Annotated in this window: 22 protein-coding genes and 1 rRNA gene; 15 read left to right on the plus strand and 8 right to left on the minus strand. The window is 44.1% G+C overall.

Features of this window, described 5'->3' with window-relative positions:
* Positions 1 to 220 precede the first annotated feature (220 nt).
* From rrf to ACRD7A_RS09460, 9 genes are all read left to right on the plus strand, one after another.
* A 5S ribosomal RNA gene (gene rrf / locus ACRD7A_RS09420) occupies positions 221 to 331 on the plus strand.
* 120 nt (positions 332 to 451) lie between these two features.
* Complete coding sequence (locus tag ACRD7A_RS09425) at positions 452 to 1,606, plus strand: CapA family protein (protein ID WP_430812331.1); 1,155 nt, start codon at positions 452 to 454, stop codon at positions 1,604 to 1,606.
* Between the two features lie 57 nt (positions 1,607 to 1,663).
* Positions 1,664 to 2,359: a (d)CMP kinase gene (gene cmk / locus ACRD7A_RS09430; RefSeq protein WP_430812332.1), complete on the plus strand. Its 696-nt coding sequence runs from the start codon at positions 1,664 to 1,666 to the stop codon at positions 2,357 to 2,359.
* A 3-nt stretch (positions 2,360 to 2,362) separates the two neighbouring features.
* Positions 2,363 to 3,232 carry a 4-hydroxy-3-methylbut-2-enyl diphosphate reductase gene (locus ACRD7A_RS09435; RefSeq protein WP_430812333.1) on the plus strand — a complete coding sequence of 290 codons (870 nt, stop codon included), beginning with the start codon at positions 2,363 to 2,365 and terminating at the stop codon, positions 3,230 to 3,232.
* A gap of 232 nt (positions 3,233 to 3,464) precedes the next feature.
* Positions 3,465 to 4,676 (plus strand): efflux RND transporter periplasmic adaptor subunit, encoded by a 1,212-nt coding sequence (locus tag ACRD7A_RS09440; RefSeq protein WP_430812334.1) that lies wholly within the window; start codon positions 3,465 to 3,467, stop codon positions 4,674 to 4,676.
* A gap of 2 nt (positions 4,677 to 4,678) precedes the next feature.
* Positions 4,679 to 6,199 (plus strand): TolC family protein, encoded by a 1,521-nt coding sequence (locus ACRD7A_RS09445; RefSeq protein ID WP_430812335.1) that lies wholly within the window; start codon positions 4,679 to 4,681, stop codon positions 6,197 to 6,199.
* 88 nt (positions 6,200 to 6,287) lie between these two features.
* Positions 6,288 to 6,482: a YwbE family protein gene (locus tag ACRD7A_RS09450; protein ID WP_430812336.1), complete on the plus strand. Its 195-nt coding sequence runs from the start codon at positions 6,288 to 6,290 to the stop codon at positions 6,480 to 6,482.
* Positions 6,483 to 6,645: 163 nt separating this feature from the next.
* Positions 6,646 to 7,269, plus strand: a complete 624-nt coding sequence (locus ACRD7A_RS09455; RefSeq protein WP_430812337.1) for a hypothetical protein — start codon at positions 6,646 to 6,648, stop codon at positions 7,267 to 7,269.
* On the plus strand, positions 7,270 to 8,721 hold the full coding sequence (locus tag ACRD7A_RS09460; protein WP_430812338.1) for a DUF5723 family protein: 1,452 nt from the start codon (positions 7,270 to 7,272) through the stop codon (positions 8,719 to 8,721).
* An 89-nt stretch (positions 8,722 to 8,810) separates the two neighbouring features.
* Here the strand turns inward: ACRD7A_RS09460 and ACRD7A_RS09465 are convergent, their stop codons facing one another.
* The 6 genes from ACRD7A_RS09465 to ACRD7A_RS09490 all read right to left on the minus strand — a co-directional run bounded on the left by ACRD7A_RS09465 (position 8,811) and on the right by ACRD7A_RS09490 (position 12,740).
* Entirely contained in the window at positions 8,811 to 9,686 is an 876-nt protein-coding gene (locus ACRD7A_RS09465; protein ID WP_430812339.1) for a tetratricopeptide repeat protein, read from the minus strand.
* Between the two features lie 145 nt (positions 9,687 to 9,831).
* On the minus strand, positions 9,832 to 10,281 hold the full coding sequence (locus ACRD7A_RS09470; RefSeq protein ID WP_430812340.1) for a septal ring lytic transglycosylase RlpA family protein: 450 nt from the start codon (positions 10,279 to 10,281) through the stop codon (positions 9,832 to 9,834).
* Positions 10,282 to 10,303: 22 nt separating this feature from the next.
* Positions 10,304 to 10,885, minus strand: a complete 582-nt coding sequence (locus ACRD7A_RS09475) for a DUF502 domain-containing protein (RefSeq protein WP_430812341.1) — start codon at positions 10,883 to 10,885, stop codon at positions 10,304 to 10,306.
* 58 nt (positions 10,886 to 10,943) lie between these two features.
* On the minus strand, positions 10,944 to 11,294 hold the full coding sequence (locus ACRD7A_RS09480; protein WP_430812342.1) for an MmcQ/YjbR family DNA-binding protein: 351 nt from the start codon (positions 11,292 to 11,294) through the stop codon (positions 10,944 to 10,946).
* A gap of 178 nt (positions 11,295 to 11,472) precedes the next feature.
* Positions 11,473 to 11,835, minus strand: coding sequence for a YraN family protein (locus ACRD7A_RS09485; protein WP_430812343.1), 363 nt, complete (start codon positions 11,833 to 11,835; stop codon positions 11,473 to 11,475).
* A gap of 2 nt (positions 11,836 to 11,837) precedes the next feature.
* Positions 11,838 to 12,740: a S66 peptidase family protein gene (locus ACRD7A_RS09490; protein ID WP_430812344.1), complete on the minus strand. Its 903-nt coding sequence runs from the start codon at positions 12,738 to 12,740 to the stop codon at positions 11,838 to 11,840.
* Positions 12,741 to 13,079: 339 nt separating this feature from the next.
* On the opposite strand from ACRD7A_RS09490, the gene metG reads away from it, so the two are divergent.
* The 5 genes from metG (at position 13,080) to scpA (ending at position 20,708) form a co-directional block, all read left to right on the plus strand.
* A complete protein-coding gene (gene metG / locus ACRD7A_RS09495; protein WP_430812345.1) occupies positions 13,080 to 15,122 on the plus strand; it encodes a methionine--tRNA ligase in 2,043 nt (680 codons plus the stop codon).
* A gap of 415 nt (positions 15,123 to 15,537) precedes the next feature.
* Positions 15,538 to 15,987, plus strand: coding sequence for a DMT family transporter (locus ACRD7A_RS09500; RefSeq protein ID WP_430812346.1), 450 nt, complete (start codon positions 15,538 to 15,540; stop codon positions 15,985 to 15,987).
* 229 nt (positions 15,988 to 16,216) lie between these two features.
* Positions 16,217 to 18,088: a methylmalonyl-CoA mutase small subunit gene (gene mutA / locus ACRD7A_RS09505; RefSeq protein WP_430812347.1), complete on the plus strand. Its 1,872-nt coding sequence runs from the start codon at positions 16,217 to 16,219 to the stop codon at positions 18,086 to 18,088.
* A gap of 52 nt (positions 18,089 to 18,140) precedes the next feature.
* Positions 18,141 to 18,491, plus strand: coding sequence for a four helix bundle protein (locus ACRD7A_RS09510; protein WP_430812348.1), 351 nt, complete (start codon positions 18,141 to 18,143; stop codon positions 18,489 to 18,491).
* Positions 18,492 to 18,551: 60 nt separating this feature from the next.
* Positions 18,552 to 20,708: a methylmalonyl-CoA mutase gene (scpA, locus tag ACRD7A_RS09515; RefSeq protein ID WP_430812349.1), complete on the plus strand. Its 2,157-nt coding sequence runs from the start codon at positions 18,552 to 18,554 to the stop codon at positions 20,706 to 20,708.
* A gap of 180 nt (positions 20,709 to 20,888) precedes the next feature.
* On the opposite strand, the gene ACRD7A_RS09520 is transcribed toward scpA, so the two are convergent.
* On the minus strand, positions 20,889 to 22,775 hold the full coding sequence (locus ACRD7A_RS09520; protein ID WP_430812350.1) for a M1 family metallopeptidase: 1,887 nt from the start codon (positions 22,773 to 22,775) through the stop codon (positions 20,889 to 20,891).
* 98 nt (positions 22,776 to 22,873) lie between these two features.
* Between ACRD7A_RS09520 and ACRD7A_RS09525 the strand changes: the two genes are divergently transcribed.
* On the plus strand, positions 22,874 to 23,650 hold the full coding sequence (locus tag ACRD7A_RS09525; RefSeq protein ID WP_430812351.1) for a glycoside hydrolase family 16 protein: 777 nt from the start codon (positions 22,874 to 22,876) through the stop codon (positions 23,648 to 23,650).
* Positions 23,651 to 23,660: 10 nt separating this feature from the next.
* Here ACRD7A_RS09525 and ACRD7A_RS09530 read toward each other — a convergent pair whose 3' ends face one another.
* Positions 23,661 to 24,035 carry a YybH family protein gene (locus ACRD7A_RS09530; protein WP_430817942.1) on the minus strand — a complete coding sequence of 125 codons (375 nt, stop codon included), beginning with the start codon at positions 24,033 to 24,035 and terminating at the stop codon, positions 23,661 to 23,663.
* Positions 24,036 to 24,239 lie beyond the last annotated feature (204 nt).

Raw genomic sequence — 24,239 nt, forward strand, 5'->3', positions numbered from 1 at the left:
GATAGGCTGCAGGTGTAAGCGTGGTGACACGTTAGCCGAGCAGTACTAATTACCCGAAACTTTCAAGAGAGTTTTCTCTTCGAGAAATACTTGACACACATTTACGTTAGGTGATATGATTTTGATTTGCGCTGATATGTTATTAGCTATCAGGTGTTAGGTATTAGTTATTAGGAAAACTAAGTGCTAAGAACTAACGGCTAACAGCTAAATACAATATTCAGGTGGTTATTGCATCGGGGTTCCACCTCTTCCCATTCCGAACAGAGAAGTTAAGCCCGATAGCGCCGATGGTACTGCGTAGAAGTGGGAGAGTAGGTCGCCGCCTTTTTTTTTAGAGAAACCTCTTATTCAGAAATGAGTAAGAGGTTTTTTGCGTTTAGGGCCTCTTTCCTTTCCTTCATTTTTATTTGCCCCTGAATAGCACTACTTTTGGCGGAAAATATAAACGATGCGTTACCTTTTTTGCCTTTTTCTGCTTTTGAGCACCGCCGCGTTTGCCCGCAACGACTCCACACTTACCCTTGTTTTTATGGGCGATATAATGGGGCACGATGCCCAGATTGAAGGGGCTCGTATAAGCAATGCCGACCGCTATGATTTTAAATCCTGTTTTCAATATATCAGGGACGATATTGAAAGTGCAGATATTGCAATTGCCAACCTTGAAGTGACCCTGGCAGGAGCACCTTACCGTGGTTATCCATCTTTTTCGTCACCCGACACACTGGTTGACGCATTGCAATACGCCGGTATCGATGCCGTGGTAATGGCCAATAATCACTGTCTCGATCGACGCCGAAAGGGCTTGATACGTACCTGCGATATCCTTGATGAGAAGGGAATGCCCCGTACGGGTGTGTTTAAAAACGCGGATGACCGGAATAAACACAATCCTTTGATTATTGCGTCTAAAGGTTTTCGTCTGGCCATTCTTAACTACACCTACGGTACCAATGGCATTCCTGTTCAATCACCCAACATCGTTAATCAGCTGGATACGGCACTTATGGCGCGCGACATTGCCAAAGCACGAAGCAAGGGTGTGGATGAGATTGTCATGTGTCTGCACTGGGGGCTGGAATATCAAACCAAGGCCAATGGTACTCAAAGAGATCTTGCTCATTGGCTTCAGAATAAGGGCGTCCGCATTATTATTGGTTCGCATCCGCATGTGTTGCAGCCCATGGAGATGACAAAAGATCACCAGCCCACACTGGTGGCCTATAGCATGGGTAACTTTATCTCCAATCAGCGACCGGCACCGCGTGATGGCGCCGCCCTTTTATTTGTTACATTAAGTAAAGAAATGGGACTTACACGGGTTAAGAATGCCAGCTATCAGCTGACATGGGTGTATCGCGACGAAAAGGGCGAAAAAATGGCGTATTATGTATTGCCGGCACAACGATATAAAGATGCAGATTGGCTTCAGAATTCTGCGTGTGAACGCCTCAATGCTTTTATTGATGAAGCCCATGGCATACTAAAGCACAACAAGGGTGTTCATGAGCGCTGCTTTCAGCAGCCAACAGAGCCGTTAAAAGGCTTAACAATAGTATCACGTAAGCTGCGTGTGCCCGTTGAGTTAAAAGTACCCAACTAAAACAAGGTCTTGGTTCGGGCATAATTTTTTACCTTTGCAGTCATCAAAAATAGAGCTATGCAGACTAAAAAATCAATAATTGCCATCGATGGGCATTCGTCGTGTGGGAAAAGCACGCTTGCTAAAGATTTGGCCAAAGCATTGGGCTATGTGTATATCGATACCGGAGCCATGTACCGATCGGTAACACTATTTGCCATGAGGGAAGGCTTAATCGCAGATGGTAAAATTGATGAAGAAGAGCTTAAGCGACGTTTAAATGATGTCATCATTACCTTTGAGTACTGCGCACAGGAAAAGAAAAATGAAACCTTCTTAAATGGGGAGAGTGTTGAAGAGGAGATCCGTGGCCTGGAAGTGAGTAACCATGTAAGTGCCATCAGCGCTATTGGTTTTGTTCGCAGGCGATTGGTAGAGTTGCAACAGGCAATGGGGCAACAAGGCGGCATCGTGATGGATGGCCGAGATATTGGTACTGTAGTGTTTCCGGCAGCCGATTTAAAACTATTTATGACTGCATCGCCTGAAATACGTGCACAGCGCCGTTATGATGAGTTAACAGCCAAAGGTGAGTTTGTGGAGTTTGAGGCTATCCTCGATAATGTAAAAAAACGCGATCATCTGGATAGCACGCGTGTCGAGAGTCCCCTGGTAAAGGCTGACGATGCCGTGGTGCTCGATAACAGCCACTTGAATAAGGAGGAGCAGCTTCGGTGGATCATGGACGTGATGCAACAACGCAAGCTTTTATAGGCCATGATTCAGGTAGATATTGATAAGTATTCCGGATTTTGTTTCGGGGTTAAAAAAGCCATTGCAACAGCAAGTGGACTGCTCGAAGAGGGGCATCAGGTATATTGCGTGGGCGATATTGTGCATAACGAAGCTGAAGCCGAACGTCTGAAGGCCTTGGGCATGCACGTTATTACAAAAGAAGATTTGAGCACTGTCGACAGTGATGCCACTGTTTTGTTTCGTGCTCATGGCGAACCCCCGGCTTCCTATGCTAAAGTAAATAATACTGGTTCCAAGCTTACTGATGCTACTTGTCCTGTAGTGCTAAAACTGCAGGAACGTATTAGAAAGGCCTATGCCCTACAAAAAAAGCAAAACGGTCAGCTCGTAATCTATGGGCAACGAGGTCATGCCGAGGTGGTGGGTCTTAGCGGGCAAACCAACAATGAGGCTATCGTCATTGAGGATGAAAGTGAGATTGAGCAGCTCGATTTCGCCAGACCCATTGAGGTGTTTGCTCAAACAACGAAGAATCCAGAAGCCTTTCAGCAACTTGTTAAGGCAATTAAAGTACGCAGTAAGGCCGATGTGCAATGGCACAATACCACCTGCAAGCAGGTTACCGGTCGTGTGCCGCGGATTAAAGGCTTTGCCGCCAACTATCCTTTGCTCATTTTTGTAGGAGGGAAAAAGAGTAGCAACGCCAGAGTTTTGTTTGCTGCCTGCAAAGAGATGAATGCCAACGCATATTTTGTTTCTTCTGAAGATGATGTAAAGGCAGAATGGCTTCACGGCTCTGTTTCAAAAGTGGGTGTGTGCGGGGCTACTTCAACACCCCATTGGTTAATGGAAAGGGTGGCGGCACGGGTGCGCGAGTTATCCACTCGGTAGTTATTTTATTCTGTGACATTATTCTGCTGATTTTAATGCTCAAAGTGAACTCGAAAAATTAGTAGAGCTACCTGTTTCATTATTACCAGCTTTGCTTATGAAAGGTGCGTTTTGTACTATCTTAGGGCATTTTGAACACGATTATCCCGTTAAAAATTCAAAGTATCTGTTAAATTTGTGAATCGCCTTTATCACAAATCCATTTAGCACTTTTTATAACTAACTAAGTCGCATGAATCATCTAAAAATCCATCGAAGCAACTTGTCTGTCATAATTATGGTCTGCCTGCTTGTTGCTTCCTGCAAAACAAAGACGCGTCAGGGTACTTATGAAACTTATGTGGTTGATAAGGGTAATATTGAGACCTGGGAGACTACAGAAGGATTTGTTGAGCCTGCCAATGAAGTATTGTTACTGAGTCCTGCAGCAAGTATTATCACTGATATATTGAAGGAACCCGGCCAACAGGTAAAAGAAGGGGAAACGATTGTTGTGCTTAACACGAAGGCTGTTGAGAAAAGGATTGATGAGCTAACAGATCAGTTGGCGGTGCAGCAGAATAACCTGGAGAAAACCCAACTGGCAGCACGTAGCACCAAAGCCGATTTGGCGCATAGCATTGAGACAAAAAAACTAAAAATATCATCTATTAAATCCGTGTTGGCCGATCAGGAGCAGTTGCTTGAGGTAGGAGGTATATCGCCGGCAAGATTTGATAAGACCAAGCAGGAGCTGGTATTGGCTGAGAAAGAGCTGCATTTGGTACAGCAGAAAAATGCCATTCGATTGCAGCAATTGGCAGCCGATGAAAAAGGTTTATTGCTGCAAATAGAGATGCAGCAGAAGGCGCTGGTGCAGCAAAAGGATCTGCTGGAACGTATGGAGGTCAAGGCACCTTCCGATGGCATTGTGCTGGGTATTCATGGTAAGAAAGGTGAGAAGATACAGGGCGATAAACTATTGGTGAACTTGTCGGATCTGACGCGATTTAAGGTGAACGCCACCATTGATGCCCGCCATAAAAACATGATTAAAGCTGGACGTAAAGCATATGTGATGGTGGATACTGCCCGATTGGAAGGACGTATTGCCAGTATATTACCCAAGCTGGAAGATGGCAACCTACAGTTTTCGGTTTATCTTAATGATCAGCAAAGTACTAAGCTGATACCCAATCAAAAAGTGAATATTAAGGTGGTGAAAAATGCGCGTTACAATGTGCTGCGCCTCAAAAGAGGAGCGATGTTGAGCACAAAAGAAAATCAAAATGCCTATGTGGTGCGCGGTGATTCTGCTGTGAAGCAAGCTTTAACACTGGGGATGATAAGCGATGAGTATGTAGAGGTAAAAGATGGATTGAAGGAAGGTGATGAAGTAATTATCTCTACCGTTTCGCCGGTGGGTAATGATGCAGTAATAAGTATTAATCGGCTAAAGAATTAAAAATGGTGAGGCAAGGAAATTATGTTTTACTCGCCATTCTTATATCCCTCGGTATGCAGGCGGGTGCTCAAAAAACCGAAGAGGGATCCATAAATCTATCGCTTCAGAACGTTATTGATCTGGCTATTCACCAATCATCGTCGGTGCGTTATGCACAAAACCGATATGAGAATTATTTCTGGCGTTTTAAGAATTTTCAGGCGCAGTTTAGACCACAATTGGTGGTGGCGGGTAACTTGCCCAATTACTACGAGGGTACTGAGCCGGTGAAGCAGGGCGATGGTAGTATTGAATTCCGGGAAGTGGGACGTTTTAATAATAATGTTGATCTGTCGGTGAAACAATCCATACCGCAAACGGGAACAAAAATATATGTCAGTAGTTCTGTGATACGCAACCAGGATTTGCTAAAAGATGAGATCAGCTTCTCGGGTGATCCTTATAAGATAGGATTTACTCAACCTGTGTTTGCCTATAACTGGATGAAATGGTCGTTAAAAACAGAACCCCTTGTATATGACGAGGCACGCAAAGATTTTGTCGAGACTATTGAAGAGATATCCCGGAATGCCACCTGGCATTTTTTTGAGTATCTGAAGGTGCAAACAAACTACAAGTTGGCCGAAAATAACCTGGCCAACAGCGAGGATAACCTGCGTATTGCAGAGACCAAACGCGCCCTGGGTACCATCTCCGAGAATGACTATTCGCGTATTCGCTTGTCGGTACTTACGGCGCAAAAGTCATTATCACAGGCCAGTATGGATCTTAAAAATGCCGACTTTGAATTGAAATCATACATTGGCCTCGATCAGAACACCAAAATTGACCTTGTGATGCCTTTGAATATGTATTTGTTTAAGGTGGATCCGGAAAAGGCATTGAGCGAGGCACTTGAAAACCGGAAGGAAACCACACAGTATAAACGCCGTTTAATTGAGGCTGATCGTAACCTAACCAAGGCCAAGCGGGGCAATGGCTTATCGGCCACTTTGCACGGGAGCTATGGTACTTCTAACATCGCTTATGATTGGCCCGGTATTTATGACGAACCTGCCAAGCAGAAGTATTTGCGCTTGTCGTTCTCTATTCCCATACTCGACTGGGGTAAATCATCATCTAACGTAAAGCTGGCTGAGAGTAAACGCGACTTGGTGGTGTTTGATGTTGAACGCGACCGCGAGGACTTTGAACGTACGGTGATCGTTCAGGTGGAGCAGTTCGGCCTGCTCAAAGAACAGCTGGAGATTGCCCGTGAGGCTGATAATGTGGCAGGTAATGGCTATCAGATTGCCCTAAAGAAATTTCAGAATGGCGAGATTAGCATCACTGATCTTAACATATCCCTGTCGGAGCGAGAAAAGGCCAAGCGCGATTATATCCATTCTCTGGAGACCTATTGGATGGCTTATTACCGGCTGCGCGAGCTAACGCTCTACGATTTTGAGAAGGATCAAAAAATAATGTATGACAACCCCTTGCTGCACGGACTGATTAAAGACCGAAAGGAGCCTGACGCATAGTAGCTAATTTTGTTTCTTTTTGAAAGTGCTTGAGATGGAATAAATGAAATGTTTATTAGCAGGTGGGTGCAAATGAGTAAAAATAACTATGGACGGAAGACAACGCAATAATATTCAACCGGGTGTGCAGGTGCAGATTGTGCTTAAGCAGCACCAACGAAGTGGGCAGTTAACGGCCGGCGTGGTAAAAGATATTCTTACAAAAAGTGCTTATCATCCACACGGTATTAAGGTTCGCCTGAGTGATGGGCAGGTAGGTCGCGTAAAAGAAATTGATGAATAGGTTTTATAGGAGCGCAGCCTTGTAGGCAAGCTGCACATCCTGATGTGTTCCTGATTTTCACCTTTGCTGTGTGTTTTAATTGGGCGACTGTTGAAAATTATAGCTAACTTGAAAAGAAAAAATCAAGGTCAGCGATTCTCTTTTCAAAACAGTTGTAGATTCCATGCGTTTAAGTCTGAGCATATTATTTCTTGTCGCCTTGCTATTAGTGGCCTGTACCGATATTGATAGCGATCGGATATCTGATTCTTTCCATTATCGGCCATCGCTTTCTGTGCCACTGGGTAAGCTAAGTCTTCAATACGATGATATGGGGGAGCTGCCTGTGCCACCTTCTGAAACCGATACAAGCTTAACCTGGCAGGAGCGAGACACCTTGTATTTTGATATGAGCGGATCATTGGGTGAGCGTCAGCATATTCTCGATCTCCTCTTGCAGTTTGATATTACCAACGGCTATCCGGCTATCATTGATGTTGACCTGTATTTCATTGACGACAACGGATGGGATGTGTACCTTATTCCATCACCCATTGAGGTTAAAGCGGCTGCTATTGCCGAAGATGGGCGGCTGGTTAAGGAGCAGCATAGTATTCCATATCCCTACCAGGTTCCTCTAAGTAGCGGTCAGATCGATGCCTTGCTTTTGGCTCGTCAACTGGTAATTGTTGCGCGTGTTAATGATCTGCCACTTAGCAGTGATATCGTAAATAACTTTCCTGATTACAATTTGTATGCTGCCCTGGGGATTCAGGCTCGTTTGGAAATACCTGTTAACGACGATTAAATGAGCAAACAGCGATCTCATATCATCATACTGATGTTGTTAATGAGCAGGCTGCTTGTGGCGCAACAAAATCTTACACTCTTTTTGATGCACGACGTGCCGCAAGCCGGCTTTGTTAATCCGGCGGTGAGTGGTTCCATGCCCTGGATTATTGGAGTTCCGGCGCTGGCATCTATACATGCTAGTTATGCTAACAGTGCTTTTTCAATGGATGAAGGGCTTCGATACGATGCCGCTGTGGATTCTTTTTATCTCAATTTTGATGCTGTTGTTAATGGTTTCAATTCCACGGAGACTGTGATGTCATCGATTCATTACACCCCCCTTTTTGTTGGTTTTTGGGTGAAGGAGAATTGGGTGAGCATTTCGTTAAGCGAGAAGGTGACATCGTTTAATACGATACCGCGTGAGGCTGCCCGGCTGGCCTGGTATGGCAACACACCTTTTGTGGGACGCGAAGCCTCGCTGGATGGTTTGCGTGCCAATGCGTATCATTATCGCGATTATGCCCTGGGTCTTGCACGCAATATGTCGGCGCGTTGGAGTATTGGACTGCGTGCCCACCTTTTATGGGGTAAAGGAGCCGTATATACGCCCCGCACTCAAGGTGGCATAAGCACCAATGCCAACAACTTTGGTCTTTTGATTAATCTGGATAGCCGGGTGCACTCCTCTTTACCCATAGAGGTTGGAATGGATGCAGAGGGTTATGTTGATCATATTGATTGGAAAGAGGATATTGATTGGAAGGATTACCTTATGAACCGACGCAATATGGGGGTATCTTTTGATCTGGGTTTCATCTATCGTTATGACGATAAAACCACTTTTTCGGGTAGCTTGCTTAACCTTGGCTTCATTGCCTGGAAGACTTCACTAAACACCTTTGTTTCGTCGGGTACCTTTGCCTTCACCGGCACCGATTCTTCCACTGATTTTAATGGAGGCGATTATGCCGAGGCGCTGGCCGACAGTCTGCGGGGTCAATTTTTACCATCGCCCAATAGTGAGCGCTTTACTACACGGCTCGCACCAGAAATATATTTGGGAGCCACGCGTAAACTAAGGCCTCACTTAAATGCCGGCACTGTATTTTATGGGCGTATATTGCGTAATAAGTTGGTGCCTGCCTTTACGCTCTCAGTCAATACCTTGGAGTATAAAACCCTGAATGCCTCGCTTTCTTACACGGCCATTAATGGCGATTATTTGAATATTGGAGCGGGAATTGGACTAGCACTCGGTATGTTTCATCTGCATGCCGTGGCCGATAACGTGCCAGGCCTCTTTAGACTGGAGAAGCAGCGCAACCTAAGCCTTCGCTTGGGTTTGAGTATTGTGCCAGTGCGTAATGGAGAAAAAGAAGAAAAGGCAATGAGGCAGAAAGGTGTTGGTGCTATACCTTGTTACCATAGTCCGTACAAAGGAGAAAGGAAGAAGAGGAAACGCTGATACCTGAAAGGTTGAGTTAATGACAGAGTAAGATTTTCATGTAAAAAAACTGCCGGAAATTTCATAATCCGGCAGTTTTAGTTCTTTTTTTATTTGAGCAGCTTATCCATTTGTGCAGCTTCCTTATTCTGATCGAGGCGCAGATATACGTTCTTGAGGTATTTCATGTAAGCGCGATTCGACGGATCCATCTCGTGCAGCTTAATAAAAGTATCACGGGCAATACGATAGTGTACCGAAATCTTTTTTAAATCACGACGCAGATAAGCGTAGGAAGTGGCATTCTTATTTTTGTTGTATTTTGCCATCTCGTATTTATATCGTTCTTCGGCTTTGTTATAGTAGTATTTGGCTTTCCACTCAAGGGCATCCTGGTAGTTGGGGTGTGTTTTCAGTAAATCATTACAAGCTTTGGCGGCTTCCACTTCTTTTTCAATACCGGACAAGGCGTTTACATAGGCCAGGTGTGCTTCTTTAGTCACGCTTACATCGCCTTTGTTTTCAAAAACCTCAATCACTGCATTGTGGTTCTCTTGAATGGCATTTAAGGCGATCAATCGCTCTGTTTTTAAGCTTTGCAGCTTTGCCTCTTTTATCTTATCAGCTTGCTCATTCCACAGCTTTAATTCGGCATCCTCACGTCCAGCATCTTGTAGCATCTGAGCATAGTCGATTAGTAGGTCGATGTTATTCTCGTCTTGCAGCAGCTGATCGTAAAGGGATGCTGCTTCGTCTATTTTGTCCAACTTTGCACAAGTGTGGGCCTGATTAATAAGTATGGATTCATCAAGGATGGCATTATTGTCATTGGCCAGGTTGATGTATTCGGCATATAGCGTGTATGCTTTCTCGTAGTTTCCATTGTCAAAAGCATTGGTAGCATTTTCCTGAAGGCCGGGCAGTTTTGCCAGGGGGTTACAGGCTGTAAGTACTGCTGCTGAAAGGAGTATTAATAACTTCTTCATTTCAATCGTTTTTTGGAGTTTATGCAGCGAAGATACAATCAATGCTGAACTATCGAAAATGGGAAACAGGTATCCTGTCCTTTTTAATTATTTAAAGATGACCGCACTTGCATTCGGATCAGTGCCGCTATACCCGGATAGTCGCTTATTTTGATGTATGCTTTTCTTGTTTTTTAGGCAGGGTTATATGTGGGGATATTTTATGATTTTCCAGTGTAGCATCCTTTGACTTGAGTTTGTTGGGAGGAGCTGTCTTTTTGTTCTCAGACATTACTTTTTCAATGCGCACCCTGCAAAGGCCGGCCTGCAGGAAGCCCAACTCCCGTGCGGCTCGCTGGCTAAGGTCGATGATGCGGTTTTTCACGAAGGGCCCCCGGTCGTTAATGGTTACCACTACTGTTTTTTGATTGCTTAGATTGGTCACTTTCAGACGGGTGCCAAAGGGCAGGGTAGGGTGTGCTGCCGTTAGCTTATGGTTGCTAAAAGGTTCTCCGCTGGCTGTTGGCCGTCCCTCAAATTTATTGGCGTAGTAGGAGGCCAATCCCTCTTGCTGAAATTTTTGAGCGGAGGCCTCACAGAAAACGATCGTGAGCATTAGTAAACAGTAGCGAATCATCTTATTTGATTTTGGCAACGCCACCGGAGACGATAAATTTCATCACGTCGGCCGGATGGGCATCGATGAGTTGAACATGTTTGGCCGGAACCACATATAATTCGCCCAAAATACCGTAAGAACTGGGCAGGTAAACAGCTATTTTATCGTGGATACCCAAGGATTTTAGTTCTGTGGCCGTTATAAAACCAAAGCGTTGCATTACACCGGCCTCGTCGAGGGTGACCAGTACAGGCTTTTCAAATTTACGTTCCTTGCCCACAAAGGCCGATAGCAGATCCTTCACCGCACTGTAGATCACTTTGATTAGCGGAGCCTTCTTTAGGCCGCGTTCAAAACGGTTTTCAATGGGCGAGGTGATTAGTTTTTGCCCGATAAAGCCGATGAAGGTAATAATGATTAGGATGGCCAGCAGTCCCAGTCCGGGAAAGTTAAAGTCCACAAACGGTGCCCTTTGAAAGATGGATAAATCGCGTAGGAGACCATCCAGCCAAAGGAAGGCAAACACGATTACATAAAGAGTTACAGCCAGGGGTACCACATACAGTAGTCCCTGAAAAAAGTATTTGGCGAGTTTCTTCATTTTTTCGTATCACGATTAAAGTATCAGGATTTTTTTGTCTTGTCTCCTTCCACTTGTGTTATAGTCCATTTTCTGCTCTGGCCTTCTTTGTAAGGCTGTTAACAATCAGATTGTAGGAGTGGTCAATTAGTTCTTTTAAAAGATCTTCGTCAATGGAACCATCCACATTTATGGTGTTCCAGTGTGTTTTATTCATGTGATAACCCGGTTGTATGGCCGGATAGGTTTCGCGAAGTGTTATGGCTCGCTCGGGATCGCATTTTAAGTTAATGGCAAAATCCTTGTCCAGACTGGTAAGGGCAAATATCTTTCCGGCCACTTTAAATACAAGTGTTACCTCGTCGAAAGGGAAGCATTCCGTTACGACAGGTTTGCTTATGCAGTAGTCTCTAAATTCTTCAATGTTCATAATTTGATGATATAGTGAGTTGGTAAGATAGTGATTTAGTATATAAGTAAGTTAGTTTTAAGGCAGAAGGTGTAAGAAGAAAGCCGTGGGGAAGGAGGATGAAGCTGTTGTATGCTTTTCTTATGAATGCCATTGTTTTAACATATAGTGCTAACAGTAATAAGTCATTAGCTTTATTTTACAAGGTCGGATGAAATGCTTCATCAATATGCTCAATAACCCAGTCATCACCGTTGGGTATCAGGGTCACCACATCAAAGCGCACCTCGTTCTCAATATCCATTTCATTGATATAGGCCTCGGTGGCTTCCACAATAAAGCGTATCTTACTTTTGGTAATGGCCTCCTTGGGATTTTCCCAGCCATCCGTAGTGCGTGTTTTTACCTCTATCACCACCAGATAATTGCCATGCATGGCAATTAAATCAATTTCTTTGTGATTGTATAGCCAGTTGCGCTCCAATATCTCAAATCCCTTTTTCTCAAGATAATCTGCTGCGATTGCTTCGCCGGTTTTGCCCAATTCATTATGTTGTGCCATCGTTAAAATATTAATTGGCAAACATCGTCAGTTACCTGCAGGTTAACATTGTGTCCCATAATAAGGGGTTGGTTAAGGTGGCTATGACCTGCCGGAAAACCAAATAATACCGGATAATCATAGTCGTCCACAGCTGCCTTAATAATGTCATATGCCGATTGCCCAAAAGGTTCGTCGTTATCTTTCATCTCGGTAAAGTCGCCCACTACCATGCCGCTTAAGTCGGCTAAAAATCCACTGATCTTCAGGTTGTGCATCATGCGATCCAGATGGTAAAGATGTTCGCCCACATCTTCGATAAACAGAATTTTACCCTGCGGATCCGTATCGTAAGGAGTGGCGCGCAGCCCATAGAGCAAAGCAAGGTTTCCTCCCGATAGTACACCTTCTGCTTCCCCTATCCGGTTATGATCATGCGGCCTTATGGTGTAGGCTGGCCGATGACCGTGCAGCACCTTAAAAAGATTGACCAGGTCTTCGTCTTCTTTACTTTTATCACAGAAATTCTTCGGCATAGGGCCATGTAAAGAAGCTATTCCCAGGCAGTTTTGCAAGGCGGCATGCAGTACGGTAATATCACTGAAGCCCACCAGCCACTTGGGTTGCTTACGGTAGTGTGTAAAGTCAATTTTATCGATGATGCGCAAGGTGCCGTAGCCACCGCGTGCACACAGAATGGTATCAATATCGGTGCGGTTAAGCATTTCCTGCAAGTCGGCCGCACGGTGGGCATCGTTGCCGGCAAAACGGTGAAAAGTATTGAACACATTTTTACCCAGCACCACTTGATAGCCCATGCTATGCAGTAGCTTCTCGGCATAATGGATGGCTTCGGCAGCTATTTTACCGGCCGGTGCAACTATGCCTATGGTGTCGCCTTTCTTCAGTGGTTTTGGGAGTATCATCTTATAAGTTTGATATTTAACAGGCTTTAGCCGGTAACGATTTTCATGACTTATTTATTTGCTGCACATTCCGTGTATAAACGCATAGTATATAGCTGTAAAAAGTTTTATCTGCGAATACCTGCATTATCGGCGGGAGCTTTCTGCAATAATACGGATACATATACGGAGACGCAAAAGCAAGTCGTTTTTTTTCTTTGTCTTGTTGATATTCAAATTTATAGGAAATAAACTATCGACTACTGACCAAAAAACTAGTCGACTATTGTATCTTTGCGCAGTTAAAGCATTAGCATGGATCATCAGGTTGGAAACGACCTATAAAATATTGCAAGCAGAATGAAACAAGCGGGAGATTTCAAAAGAACCTTGGTAACCACAGCGTTACCTTATGCCAATGGACCTGTTCACATTGGTCATTTAGCAGGAGTTTATGTGCCAGCTGATATATATGTGCGCTACCTGCGTTTAAAAAATGAAGATGTTTTGTTAATCGGTGGTTCCGATGAGCATGGAGTGCCCATTACACTGAAGGCAAAAAATGAAGGTATCACACCTCAGGATGTGGTGGATAAGTTTCACGGTATCATCAAGGATTCTTTTGAGAAGTTTGGTATTTCATTCGACGTGTATTCGCGCACAACGAGTAAAACTCATTACGAAACGGCTTCCGAATTTTTTAAGACACTTTACGACAAAGGCGAGTTTGTTGAAAAGGAGTCCGAGCAGTATTACGATGAGGAAGCCGGTCAGTTTTTGGCCGATCGCTACATCACAGGTACTTGTCCGCAGTGTAAGAGCGAAGGTGCTTATGGCGATCAGTGTGAGAGCTGTGGTACTTCGTTGAATGCCACCGACCTGATTGATCCACGATCGGTAGTGTCAGGCAGCAAACCAGTGATTAGAACCACCAAGCATTGGTACCTGCCACTGGATAAGCACGAGCCTTTTTTAAAAGAGTGGATACTGGAAGGGCACAAAGAATGGAAATCAAATGTATATGGGCAGTGTAAGTCTTGGATTGACTTAGGCCTGCAGCCTCGCGCCGTAAGCCGAGATTTGGATTGGGGTGTGCCTGTGCCTGTTGAAGGAGCCGATGGTAAAGTGCTGTATGTGTGGTTTGATGCACCTATTGGTTATATCTCGGCCACCAAAGAGCTGACGCCTGAGTGGGAAAAATACTGGAAGAGTGAAGACTCGCGCATGTTACACTTTATTGGTAAGGATAACATCGTATTTCACTGCATCGTGTTCCCGTCCATGCTAAAAGCAGAGGGTAGTTATATACTGCCCGAGAATGTGCCGGCCAATGAGTTCCTTAACCTGGAAGGTGATAAGATTTCCACATCGCGTAATTGGGCGGTATGGTTGCACGAGTATTTGGTTGATTTCAAAGATAAGCAGGATGTGTTGCGTTATACACTAACGGCCAATGCCCCTGAAACCAAGGATAACGACTTTACCTGGAAGGATTTTCAGGCACGTAATAACAACGAATTGGTAGCCATCCTGGGTAATTTTGTTAACCGTGCTATTGTGTTAACGCATAAGTACTACGATGGTGCGGTGCCCGCACAAGGCGAATTGACAGACTATGATAAGGAAACTTTAAATGAGATTCCTGTTTTGGTGAAGAAGGTGGAAGATGCTCTGGATCACTTCAAGTTCCGCGAGGCAGTGAAAGAAGCCATCAATCTGGCACGTTTAGGAAATAAATACCTGGCCGATACCGAGCCCTGGAAACTTATTAAGAGCGATGCAGAGCGTGTGAAAACCATCATGAATATTGCGCTTCAGATTACGGCCAATGTGTCCATTTTGATTGAGCCATTCTTGCCGTTTACGGCTAAGAAAATGCAAAGCATGCTGAACCTTGAAAGTTTAACATGGGCCGATTGTGGAAAACTAGATTTCGTGGCAACAGGGCATAAAATTAACAAGCCGGAGTTGTTGTTCGAAAAGATAGAGGATGAAACCATACAGGCACAGCTTGATAAATTGGCACAGACTAAAATTGACAATGAGGCAGCTAATAAAACCGCCACGCCTGCTAAAGAGAACATCGAATTTGATGATTTTGTGAAGATGGACATTCGTGTGGGTACCATCCTCGAGGCCGAGAAGGTGGCCAAGACAAAGAAATTATTGCAATTAAAAGTTGATACCGGCATCGACCAGCGAACAGTTGTTTCAGGTATTGCTGAGTTCTTCAAGCCTGAAGACATCATTGGTAAGCAGGTGAGCATACTGGTAAATCTGGCACCCCGTAAGATCCGTGGTATCGAGTCGCAGGGTATGATTCTGATGGCCGAAGATGCTACCGGCAAGCTGGAATTTGTGGCGCCTGCTAACGCAGTGAAGGAAGGTTCGGAAGTAAGATAAAGGAGTCCGAAGAACAAAGTCCGTTGTCCGGATGATCATATAGAATCGCATCATTTTTTGGTGCGATTTTTTTATGCTCAAAGGGATCAGGTTATGCAGGATCGTAGCTTAAAAATGGAGTTGTTCATCAAAGATACGATCCTTAAAGTGTTTATTTTTGGATCGTAATGATAAGTGCTTTGCATAAAGTCCGCAGTCCGCAGGATCGTAGCTTAAATATGTGAGCTGTTCATCAAAGATACCATCCTTAAATCAATCAGGTCTTGGGTTCGCATCTTGATTCGCATAATGACGAGTAAGCTTCGATCCCTGTTATTCTCTTCTTCATTAAGCTTTGCGTCTCTGTATTTATTCCCTTAACTTGCACATCGCAATTTCCGACTTTTCTGCAAGTCGGTTTATCAACCTGGATTTTATGTATTTAAAATATATACTTACTGGTATTGCTTTGTTAATTGGTGGCCTGATGGCAGTGCAAGGAAGCATCAATTCGCAATTGGGAGGCTTTCTTAAAAGTCCTTTTCAGGCGGCTTTCATTAATTTTTTTGTAGGCACATTGGTGTTGTTGGCCATCAATATTATGGCAAAGACAGAATTGCCGGCCCGGGAAAGCATAAGAGCAATTCCACTTTATTTGTTCATTGGGGGAGCCATGGGCGCTATTTACGTTAGTTCCGCCATTATCCTGATTCCTAAGATTGGTGTGGCCACCATGTTGGGAGCTTCTATTGGAGGGCAGATGATTGTGGCTTCTATTATTGATCACTACGGTATGTTTAATGTTAGTATTCATGCTATTTCGCCAGGGCGTATCTTTGGTATTATCCTGCTGATTATCGGCGTGGTTTTAATTCAACGCTTTTAGTTAAAAGGTATGTGTAGTGGTGTTGTCTTAATTATTAAAGAATTTTAACCTTAATAACTTGCTGATTGATTATGAGTTGGAGAGATTATGTAGGCAGCTAAAGTATGAAGTTAATGGTATATATTATTGATAATCATGCTATATAACAGTATTAAAAACACTTAAAAGTTCTATTTAATATCAACAAAAGGCTTATTTTTGCGGCTTGGAAAAAACAAACAGTTATATTATGGCAGATAAAACAAAACAACTGTTATTTAGTGATTTTCCACAAATATCCACACAAGAGTGGATGGATAAAATCACGGCAGACCTGAAAGGGGCAGATTTTGAAAAGAAGCTGGTATGGCGAACCAATGAAGGGTTCAACGTTCAGCCTTTCTATCGTTCTGAGGACCTTACATCAATCAACTATCTTGAGAGCCAGCCTGGCGAGTTCCCGTATGTACGCGGTAACAATGCAAAGTCGAACAAATGGTTCGTGCGTCAGGATATTGTGGTAAAAGATGTGAAGGCGGCGAACGAGAAAGCTTTAAAAGTCCTGACTAAGGGTGTTGACAGTATCGGTTTCGTAATCGAAGACAAAGGGCTTATCACAGAAGCCAACATCGAAGTATTATTGAAGAACATCATCTCTGACGATGTGGAAATCAACTTCAACGCATGCTGCGGTAATAAGGAGTTGGTAACTGCCGTGGTGGCTGTTCTGAACAAGATGAACCGTACCCACGCTGAAGTGAAGGGTTCGATTAATTTTGACCCGCTGGGCGACCTGACTATTAAAGGTAAGGCCTGCTGTGCTACCGACAAGGCTTTGGATGCGGTTAAAGAAGTGGCCGAAGTGGCTAAAAACTTCCCGCAATTTAAGACCATTGGTGTTAACTCACGTCATTTTAACAATGCCGGTGCATCTATCGTGCAGGAGTTGGCCTTTGGCTTGTCCATGGGTAACGAATACCTGTCGCAGCTTACCGAGCGGGGCATGAGCATTAACGAGGCAGCTGCCAACATCAAGTTCAACATGGGTGTTAGCGGTAACTACTTTATGGAAATTGCCAAGTTGCGTGCCGGTCGTCTGTTGTGGGCGAAGATTGTTGAGGCCTACAAGCCAACAGGCGTTGAGGTGTGCAAGATGCATGTTCATAGCGAGACTTCAGAGTGGAACAAAACCATCTTTGATCCTAACGTAAACATGTTGCGTACCCAAACAGAAGCTATGTCAGCCACACTGGGTGGGACGCAGTCATTAACGGTTCTTCCATTCAACGCACTTTATCAGGATCCTACCGATCTATCGGAGCGTGTAGCTCGTAACCAGCAGTTGTTATTGAAGGAGGAGTCACATTTCTCTAAGATTGTTGACCCATCAGCCGGTTCGTACTACATCGAAAACCTGACCAATAGCATTGCTGAGCAAGCTTGGGCTTTGTTTGTTGAGGTTGAGGAAAAAGGTGGTTTCATTGCTGCTATGAAGGCCGGATTCATTCAGGGTCTTGTTAATGAGACAGCTGATAAGCGTCGTAAGGCAGTAGCTACCCGTCGTGAGAACTTGTTAGGTACCAACCAGTATCCTAATACAGGTGAGGTCATCTCAAACAACATCGATTTCTCTAAACTGGAGAAGGTGTGCACCTCGTGTGAAGGCGACAAAGAAGTGGAGCCCATTACCTTGTTCCGCGCTGCCGATGAGTTTGAAGCATTGCGTTTAGCTACCGAAAAGGCTGCCAAGCGTCCTAAAGTATTTATGCTTACTTACGGAAACCTGGCGATGCGCTTAGCACGCTCACAGTTCTCGGGTAACTTCTTCGGATGCGCTGGTTACGAAATTCAGGATAACCTGGGCTTCAAAACCATTGAGGAAGGTGTGGAAGCCGCCAAAGCCGCCAAAGCTGACATTGTAGTGCTTTGTAGCGCTGATGATGAATACGCCGAAGCTGCACCAAAAGCATTCGAATTGCTGGGTGATACGCCATTGGTAATTGCCGGTGCACCTGCTTGTGCCGACGAGCTAAAAGCCAAAGGCATTAAGCACTTTGTTAATGTACGTTCAAATGTGCTTGAGACATTGCAAGGCTTCAACGAGATGGTTTTAAATAAATAGATATTAGTACAGAGTAATCAGTACAGAGTAATGAGTACAAAGTAATAAAATCATGCATAAGTTTAAGGAATTGAAAGTTTGGCAGAAATCAAGGGTATTAGTTAAAGAAGTATATTTTTTAACTAAAGGTTTGCCATCTTCGGAGCAGTTTGGGATTACTTCTCAATTGCGAGGAGCTAGTGTTTCAATTCCGGCTAATATTGCTGAAGGAGCAGGTCGAAATTCAAATAAGGATTTCTCTCGATTTTTAGATATTGCAAATGGTTCCTCTTTTGAAGTTGAAACATTGTTTTATTTGTGTCTTGATTTAGATTACATTTCTGCAGATACTTTTTCGGATATTCACTTTAAAATTCTTGAGATTCAAAAGATGATTTATTCGTTAAAAAGTAAAATAAAGTAGGTAAGTACTCATATCTCATTACTCACTACTCACTACTTAATACTAAAATTCTAAAAAATTATGCGACCAAAATTTAATAACATAGATATCAAAACCAAGCCTTGCGGAACGACCGATGCAAAGGCCTGGGAAGAAAAGCACGGGGTGAAGAAGGACTGGGTAACACCGGAACAGATACCTGTGAAACCTGTTTACAGTAAGGATGACTTGGAGGGTATGGAGCATTTGAATTATGCGGCCGGTTTACCTCCTTATCTGCGTGGTCCTTATTCCATGATGTATGCCATGCGTCCATGGACTGTGCGTCAGTATGCCGGATTCTCTACGGCGGAAGAGTCGAATGCTTTCTATCGTCGTAACCTGGCAGCTGGTCAGAAGGGTTTATCTGTAGCCTTTGACCTGGCAACACACCGTGGTTACGATTCGGATCACAAACGTGTAGAAGGTGATGTGGGTAAGGCCGGTGTGGCCATCGACTCCATCCTTGATATGAACGTTTTGTTCGATGGTATTCCATTGGATAAGATGTCAGTATCGATGACCATGAACGGTGCTGTACTGCCTGTTATGGCTTTCTATATTGTTGCCGGTTTGGAGCAAGGCGTTAAGCTGGAGCAGATGGCTGGTACAATTCAGAACGATATTCTGAAGGAGTTTATGGTGCGTAACACTTATATCTACCCACCGGAGTTCTCCATGAAGATTATTGCCGACATCTTTGAATACACATCGCAGAAGATGCCTAAGTTTAACTCAATCTCTATCTCGGGATACCACATGCAAGAAGCTGGTGCTACCGCTGATATTGAGTTGGCTTACACCCTGGCCGATGGTTTAGAATACCTACGTGCTGGTACCAAGGCAGGACTGGATATCGATGCTTTTGCACCGCGTCTGTCTTTCTTCTGGGCCATTGGTATGAACCACTTTATGGAGATCGCCAAGATGCGTGCCGGACGTATGTTGTGGGCGAAGATCGTGAAGCAGTTCAATCCTAAGAATCCTAAGTCGCTGGCCTTGCGTACGCACTCGCAGACTTCAGGTTGGTCACTGACTGAGCAGGATCCGTTTAACAACGTGGGTCGTACTTGTATTGAGGCCATGGGTGCTGCTTTGGGTCACACACAGTCGTTACACACCAACGCTTTGGATGAGGCTATTGCACTGCCAACTGACTTCTCAGCGCGTATCGCCCGTAATACTCAGATCTTCATCCAGGATGAGACACAAATCTGTAAGGCCGTTGACCCATGGGCCGGTTCTTACTACGTTGAGTCATTAACCAATGAGTTGGTTGAAAAAGCCTGGGCGCATATTCAGGAGATTGAGTCGCTGGGTGGTATGGCAAAAGCCATTGAGTCGGGTATTCCTAAGATGCGTATTGAAGAGGCTGCTGCCCGTACGCAGGCTAAGATCGATGCCAAGACACAGACCATTGTAGGTACCAACAAGTACCGTCTGGAGAAAGAAGATCCAATCGATATCCTGGATATTGATAACGCTGAGGTTCGTAAGTCGCAGATTGAGCGTCTGGCTAAGCTGCGTGCCAACCGTAACGAAGCGGAAGTGCAAGCTGCCTTGGAGGCAATTACCAAAGCCGTTGAGACAGGTAAAGGTAACCTGCTTGAATTGGCTGTTGATGCCGCACAAAAGCGTGCTTCATTGGGTGAGATATCTGACGCTTGCGAAAAAATTGCAGGACGTTATAATGCAGTAATCAGATCAATTTCAGGAGTGTATAGCGCAGAAGCAGCAGACGACAAAGAGTTTGCAAAAGCACAGGAGCTGGCCAAGCAATTTGCTGAGAAAGAAGGTCGCCAGCCTCGTATAATGATTGCCAAAATGGGTCAGGATGGTCACGACCGCGGTGCTAAAGTAGTAGCCACCGGTTATGCTGATATTGGTTTCGATGTGGATATGGGACCATTGTTCCAGACGCCCGAAGAAGCAGCTAAGCAGGCTGTTGAAAACGATGTGCATGTAGTGGGTGTGTCATCACTGGCTGCCGGTCACAAGACCTTGGTGCCTCAGATTATTGCCGAGCTGAAGAAGCTGGGTCGTGAGGATATTCTGGTAATCTGTGGTGGTGTTATTCCTGCACAGGACTATCAATTCCTGTACGATGCGGGTGCTGTGGCCATCTTTGGTCCGGGTACATCGGTTGCCAAAGCTGGTTCCGATATTCTGGAAATGTTGATTGAGCAAGCTGGAGAATAATTAGTCAATAATGCGCAGTGCTTTGTGCACCGTGCTGACAGATATAGGAAAGCCACCTCGCAATGGGGTGGCTTTTTTGCAATTTGTTGTCACGTTAAATGACACTCATTGCTAGTTGTTTACTGTGAAATATTGTTGCTTAGTCACATGAACTATCACATAAAGATATTATTTGTTGTATCAGTCTAAGGAAACAACATTATTGCCCGCATCCATATCCGGCACCTTTTTCGTGTCAACGCTAATTGATTTTATTTTTTTCCTGTCTTTCAGTTTAATGCGGTATTCTTTTCTTCCACTTTCCCACACCTTGGCCGACTTTGATAGGGTGGTTATACTGCCGTCTATGTATTCAATATTTAGCTTAATGGGCACCGGAAGAGATCCGGCACCTTCTCTTCTAACAATTAATACATTCCCTTCAATCTTCAGTCCCAAATCAGGATAGCCGACATCAAAGAACCAGGCTTTCCAAAACCAATTGAAATTTTCATCCAAAACATCATTCATGGTATAAAAAAAGTCGTAAGCTGTTGGGTGCTTCCCCTTCCACCTTGCGGCAAACTCCTTAAATGCCAACGTAAAATTTTTCTCTCCAACCATTTCGGCAAAGAAGCGATAGGCTATATTTGGCTTTATATAATAGTAATAGAATAAATTGTATTGGTTCAAACTGTAAGATGATTGAAATATAGGGACATCGTTGTTTGCTGCAAAGCGAGTATATACCTCCATAATATTTCCAGTACCGGCCATACTATCATCATCATATTTGTGTAATAAAAAATGGTCGGTGAAATATTGGGCAAGGCCCTCGTCCATAAAGGGATATCTTTTCTCATTAAGCCCTAACATAAAAGGTGCATAGTTGTGGAATAGCTCATGAAATGTAATCAGGTAGCATATTGCTGTATCTGTATCAGCGTTATTTGCAATCATTGGGAACTCCATTCCGCCAATATGCATTCCATTGAACACGGTTACATGGGGATAAGGAAACGCTATACCGGGATATATCTCAGAAGCATATTTTAGTGTTTCCTTTGTGGTATTCATAACCAGTGGAAAGCGAGCAGATTCCTGATGATAGGCGACATCGATTGCAATTCGTTTGTTGCCTGCCATTACGCTTGAGGCTTCCCACACATGGTTCATTGCCGTGCCAAATGCAAAATCGGGGATCCCCCTGGCTTTATAGCACCACTTGTTTCCTGTTAGCTTGCCTCTGTTTTGTTCTCCTCCAGCCAGTAGTTGCACATTATCTTCTGAACGGTGGGCAAGTTCGATGCGATTTAGCAGGGTGTCGCTGTACACTTCATCCTTATTAACCAGTTTCCCTGTTGCCCAAACATAAAACTCATCCGGAACCTCAATTTCAACGGTGTAGTTATTAAAATCATTATAGAATTCTTGTAAGCCCAGGTGCGATAAAGCAATATCCCAGCCTTTGATGCCGAAAAAATATTCCAAATCATCATAGACAGCAATTTGAGGGTAAAAATAGCCAATGAACCAAGTGTTATCTTTATAATAACCTGTTCGTCTGAAATCTATAAATGTGGCTAATTCGTAGTTCCAATGGCACACCAAGTCCATTTCTTTATTGGGTGGAAGCGGTTTGATATTTCTGACCAAAAGGTTGGTACCATTGAACCAGCATGATTTGGCATTCAAGTCTATAGCTTGGCCATTGATGATTAAGGTATCCAATATCATCCCTTCATTGATATTACCGGCATCAAATTTCATATTTCTGATAGCTCCCTTTTTTAAGAGATTAGGATAGAGTCGCAATACGATGGATTGAATTGTGTCAGGACTTTCATTGTAGTAAGTGACGGTTTCTTTGCCAATGATTTTCTTTTCTGTGGTGTCCAGTTTAATTACCATGTTGTAATCCGCATGATTTTGCCAATAGTTAGGCCCAGGATGGCCATCGCGACTGCGCGTTTTATTCTCTACGGCATTTCGATAATGAATGGGTTCAAAGAGTTCTGTTTCCTGCGCGCTTATGGTGCTGTACGAAAAAAGCAAAATAACGAATAACTTATGTGCAGATGATTTCATAATTTTGTTTATTTAGGTGTAGTAAAAATATGCTGAAGAATAAAATTGACACAAAAGTTAAAGATCTGATAATTAATGATGTAAAATATGATTAGGATATGAAGAATGTAATTTTTTATCTCTTCCTTCTGTTTATTGCCGGGGCTTGCTGTCATCAGCCCGAATGGCAAATGGTCTGGGAAGAAGAATTTGAGGGCGATACGCTTGATAGTACCGTATGGAGCCGCATACCACGGGGCACTGCCGACTGGCAGAACACGCAGTCTTTCGATGATCGTTGCTTCGAGATGCGCAATGGCAGCCTTATTTTGAAGGGCATTGTTAATGATGATTTGACACAGGACAGTGCCGCTTACCTGACGGGTGGTGTTTGGACCAAAGGGAAGCATGCTTTTACCGGGGGACGCATCGAGGTGAAGGCGCGGCTGCAGGGTGCTCAGGGTGCATGGCCGGCAATATGGATGCTGCCCTTTGAGAGCGAGAAGTATCCATGGCCTTATGGTGGTGAGATCGATATTATGGAACGGCTTAATTTTGATACCATCGCTTATCAGACCGTGCACTCGCATTATACTTATAACCTGGGTATCAAAGATAATCCCCGCCCGGGTAGCGTGATGGCCATTAGCCCCGATGAGTTTAATGTTTACGGTGTTGACCTTTGGCCTGATAGCCTTGTTTTTCATATCAATCATCAACGTCATTTTGCTTATCCACGCATTGAAACACAAGAAGAAGGACAGTTTCCCTTTGACATATCTCAGTTTTTGCTAATCGATATGCAGCTGGGGGGCTCATGGGTGGGTGCGGTAAACCCCGAGGATCTGCCGGTAGAGATGGAGATTGATTGGGTGCGGCATTATCAGATGCGATAATAAACCATACTTAAAAATGGCTGCTGTGGCCATGTAAGATGACCCAGCCGCCTTTTTTATTCTCCATAATCAGGGTACTTACCCAATGCGAGGTAACAGATGCCTGCCCTTTCATAGTATATCGCTCAGCACCGCGCCATATGCAGTAGGCCTTGTACTTGCCAAGCGGCCATACTTCTACCGAGTGCTTGATTACTTCGTGGTGCTCAAGGCTATTAAAAAAATCGTGATAAAATGCCTTCAGCGCCTCTATGTCCATTTCTTCGCCATCAGCAATAAAAACAAAGTCCTTGCTGTTGCTCCAGTAGGCCATGCAGCCTTCAATATCTTTTTCAGCGGCACACTTCATCATTGCTTTAATGCTAGCCTCAATTTCTCTTTGCATTTGTGTGTTCTGAGCTGTCCCTTTGAGTGGGAATATGAGTACGAACAACATTCCAAAAAAACATACTGATTTCATGATTGTTAGTTTGTATGGGTGTAGAGGCAAAGTTACATTGATGCGCCTGCACTTGTCAATATCACCTGTTTCGCATACTTTATTTTAGCCTTGTGAAAAGTAGTGTTAGGATCGGATGTTATGGGTTCT

The sequence above is a fragment of the Carboxylicivirga longa genome (assembly GCF_050589825.1).
GTDB lineage: Bacteria > Bacteroidota > Bacteroidia > Bacteroidales > Marinilabiliaceae > Carboxylicivirga > Carboxylicivirga longa.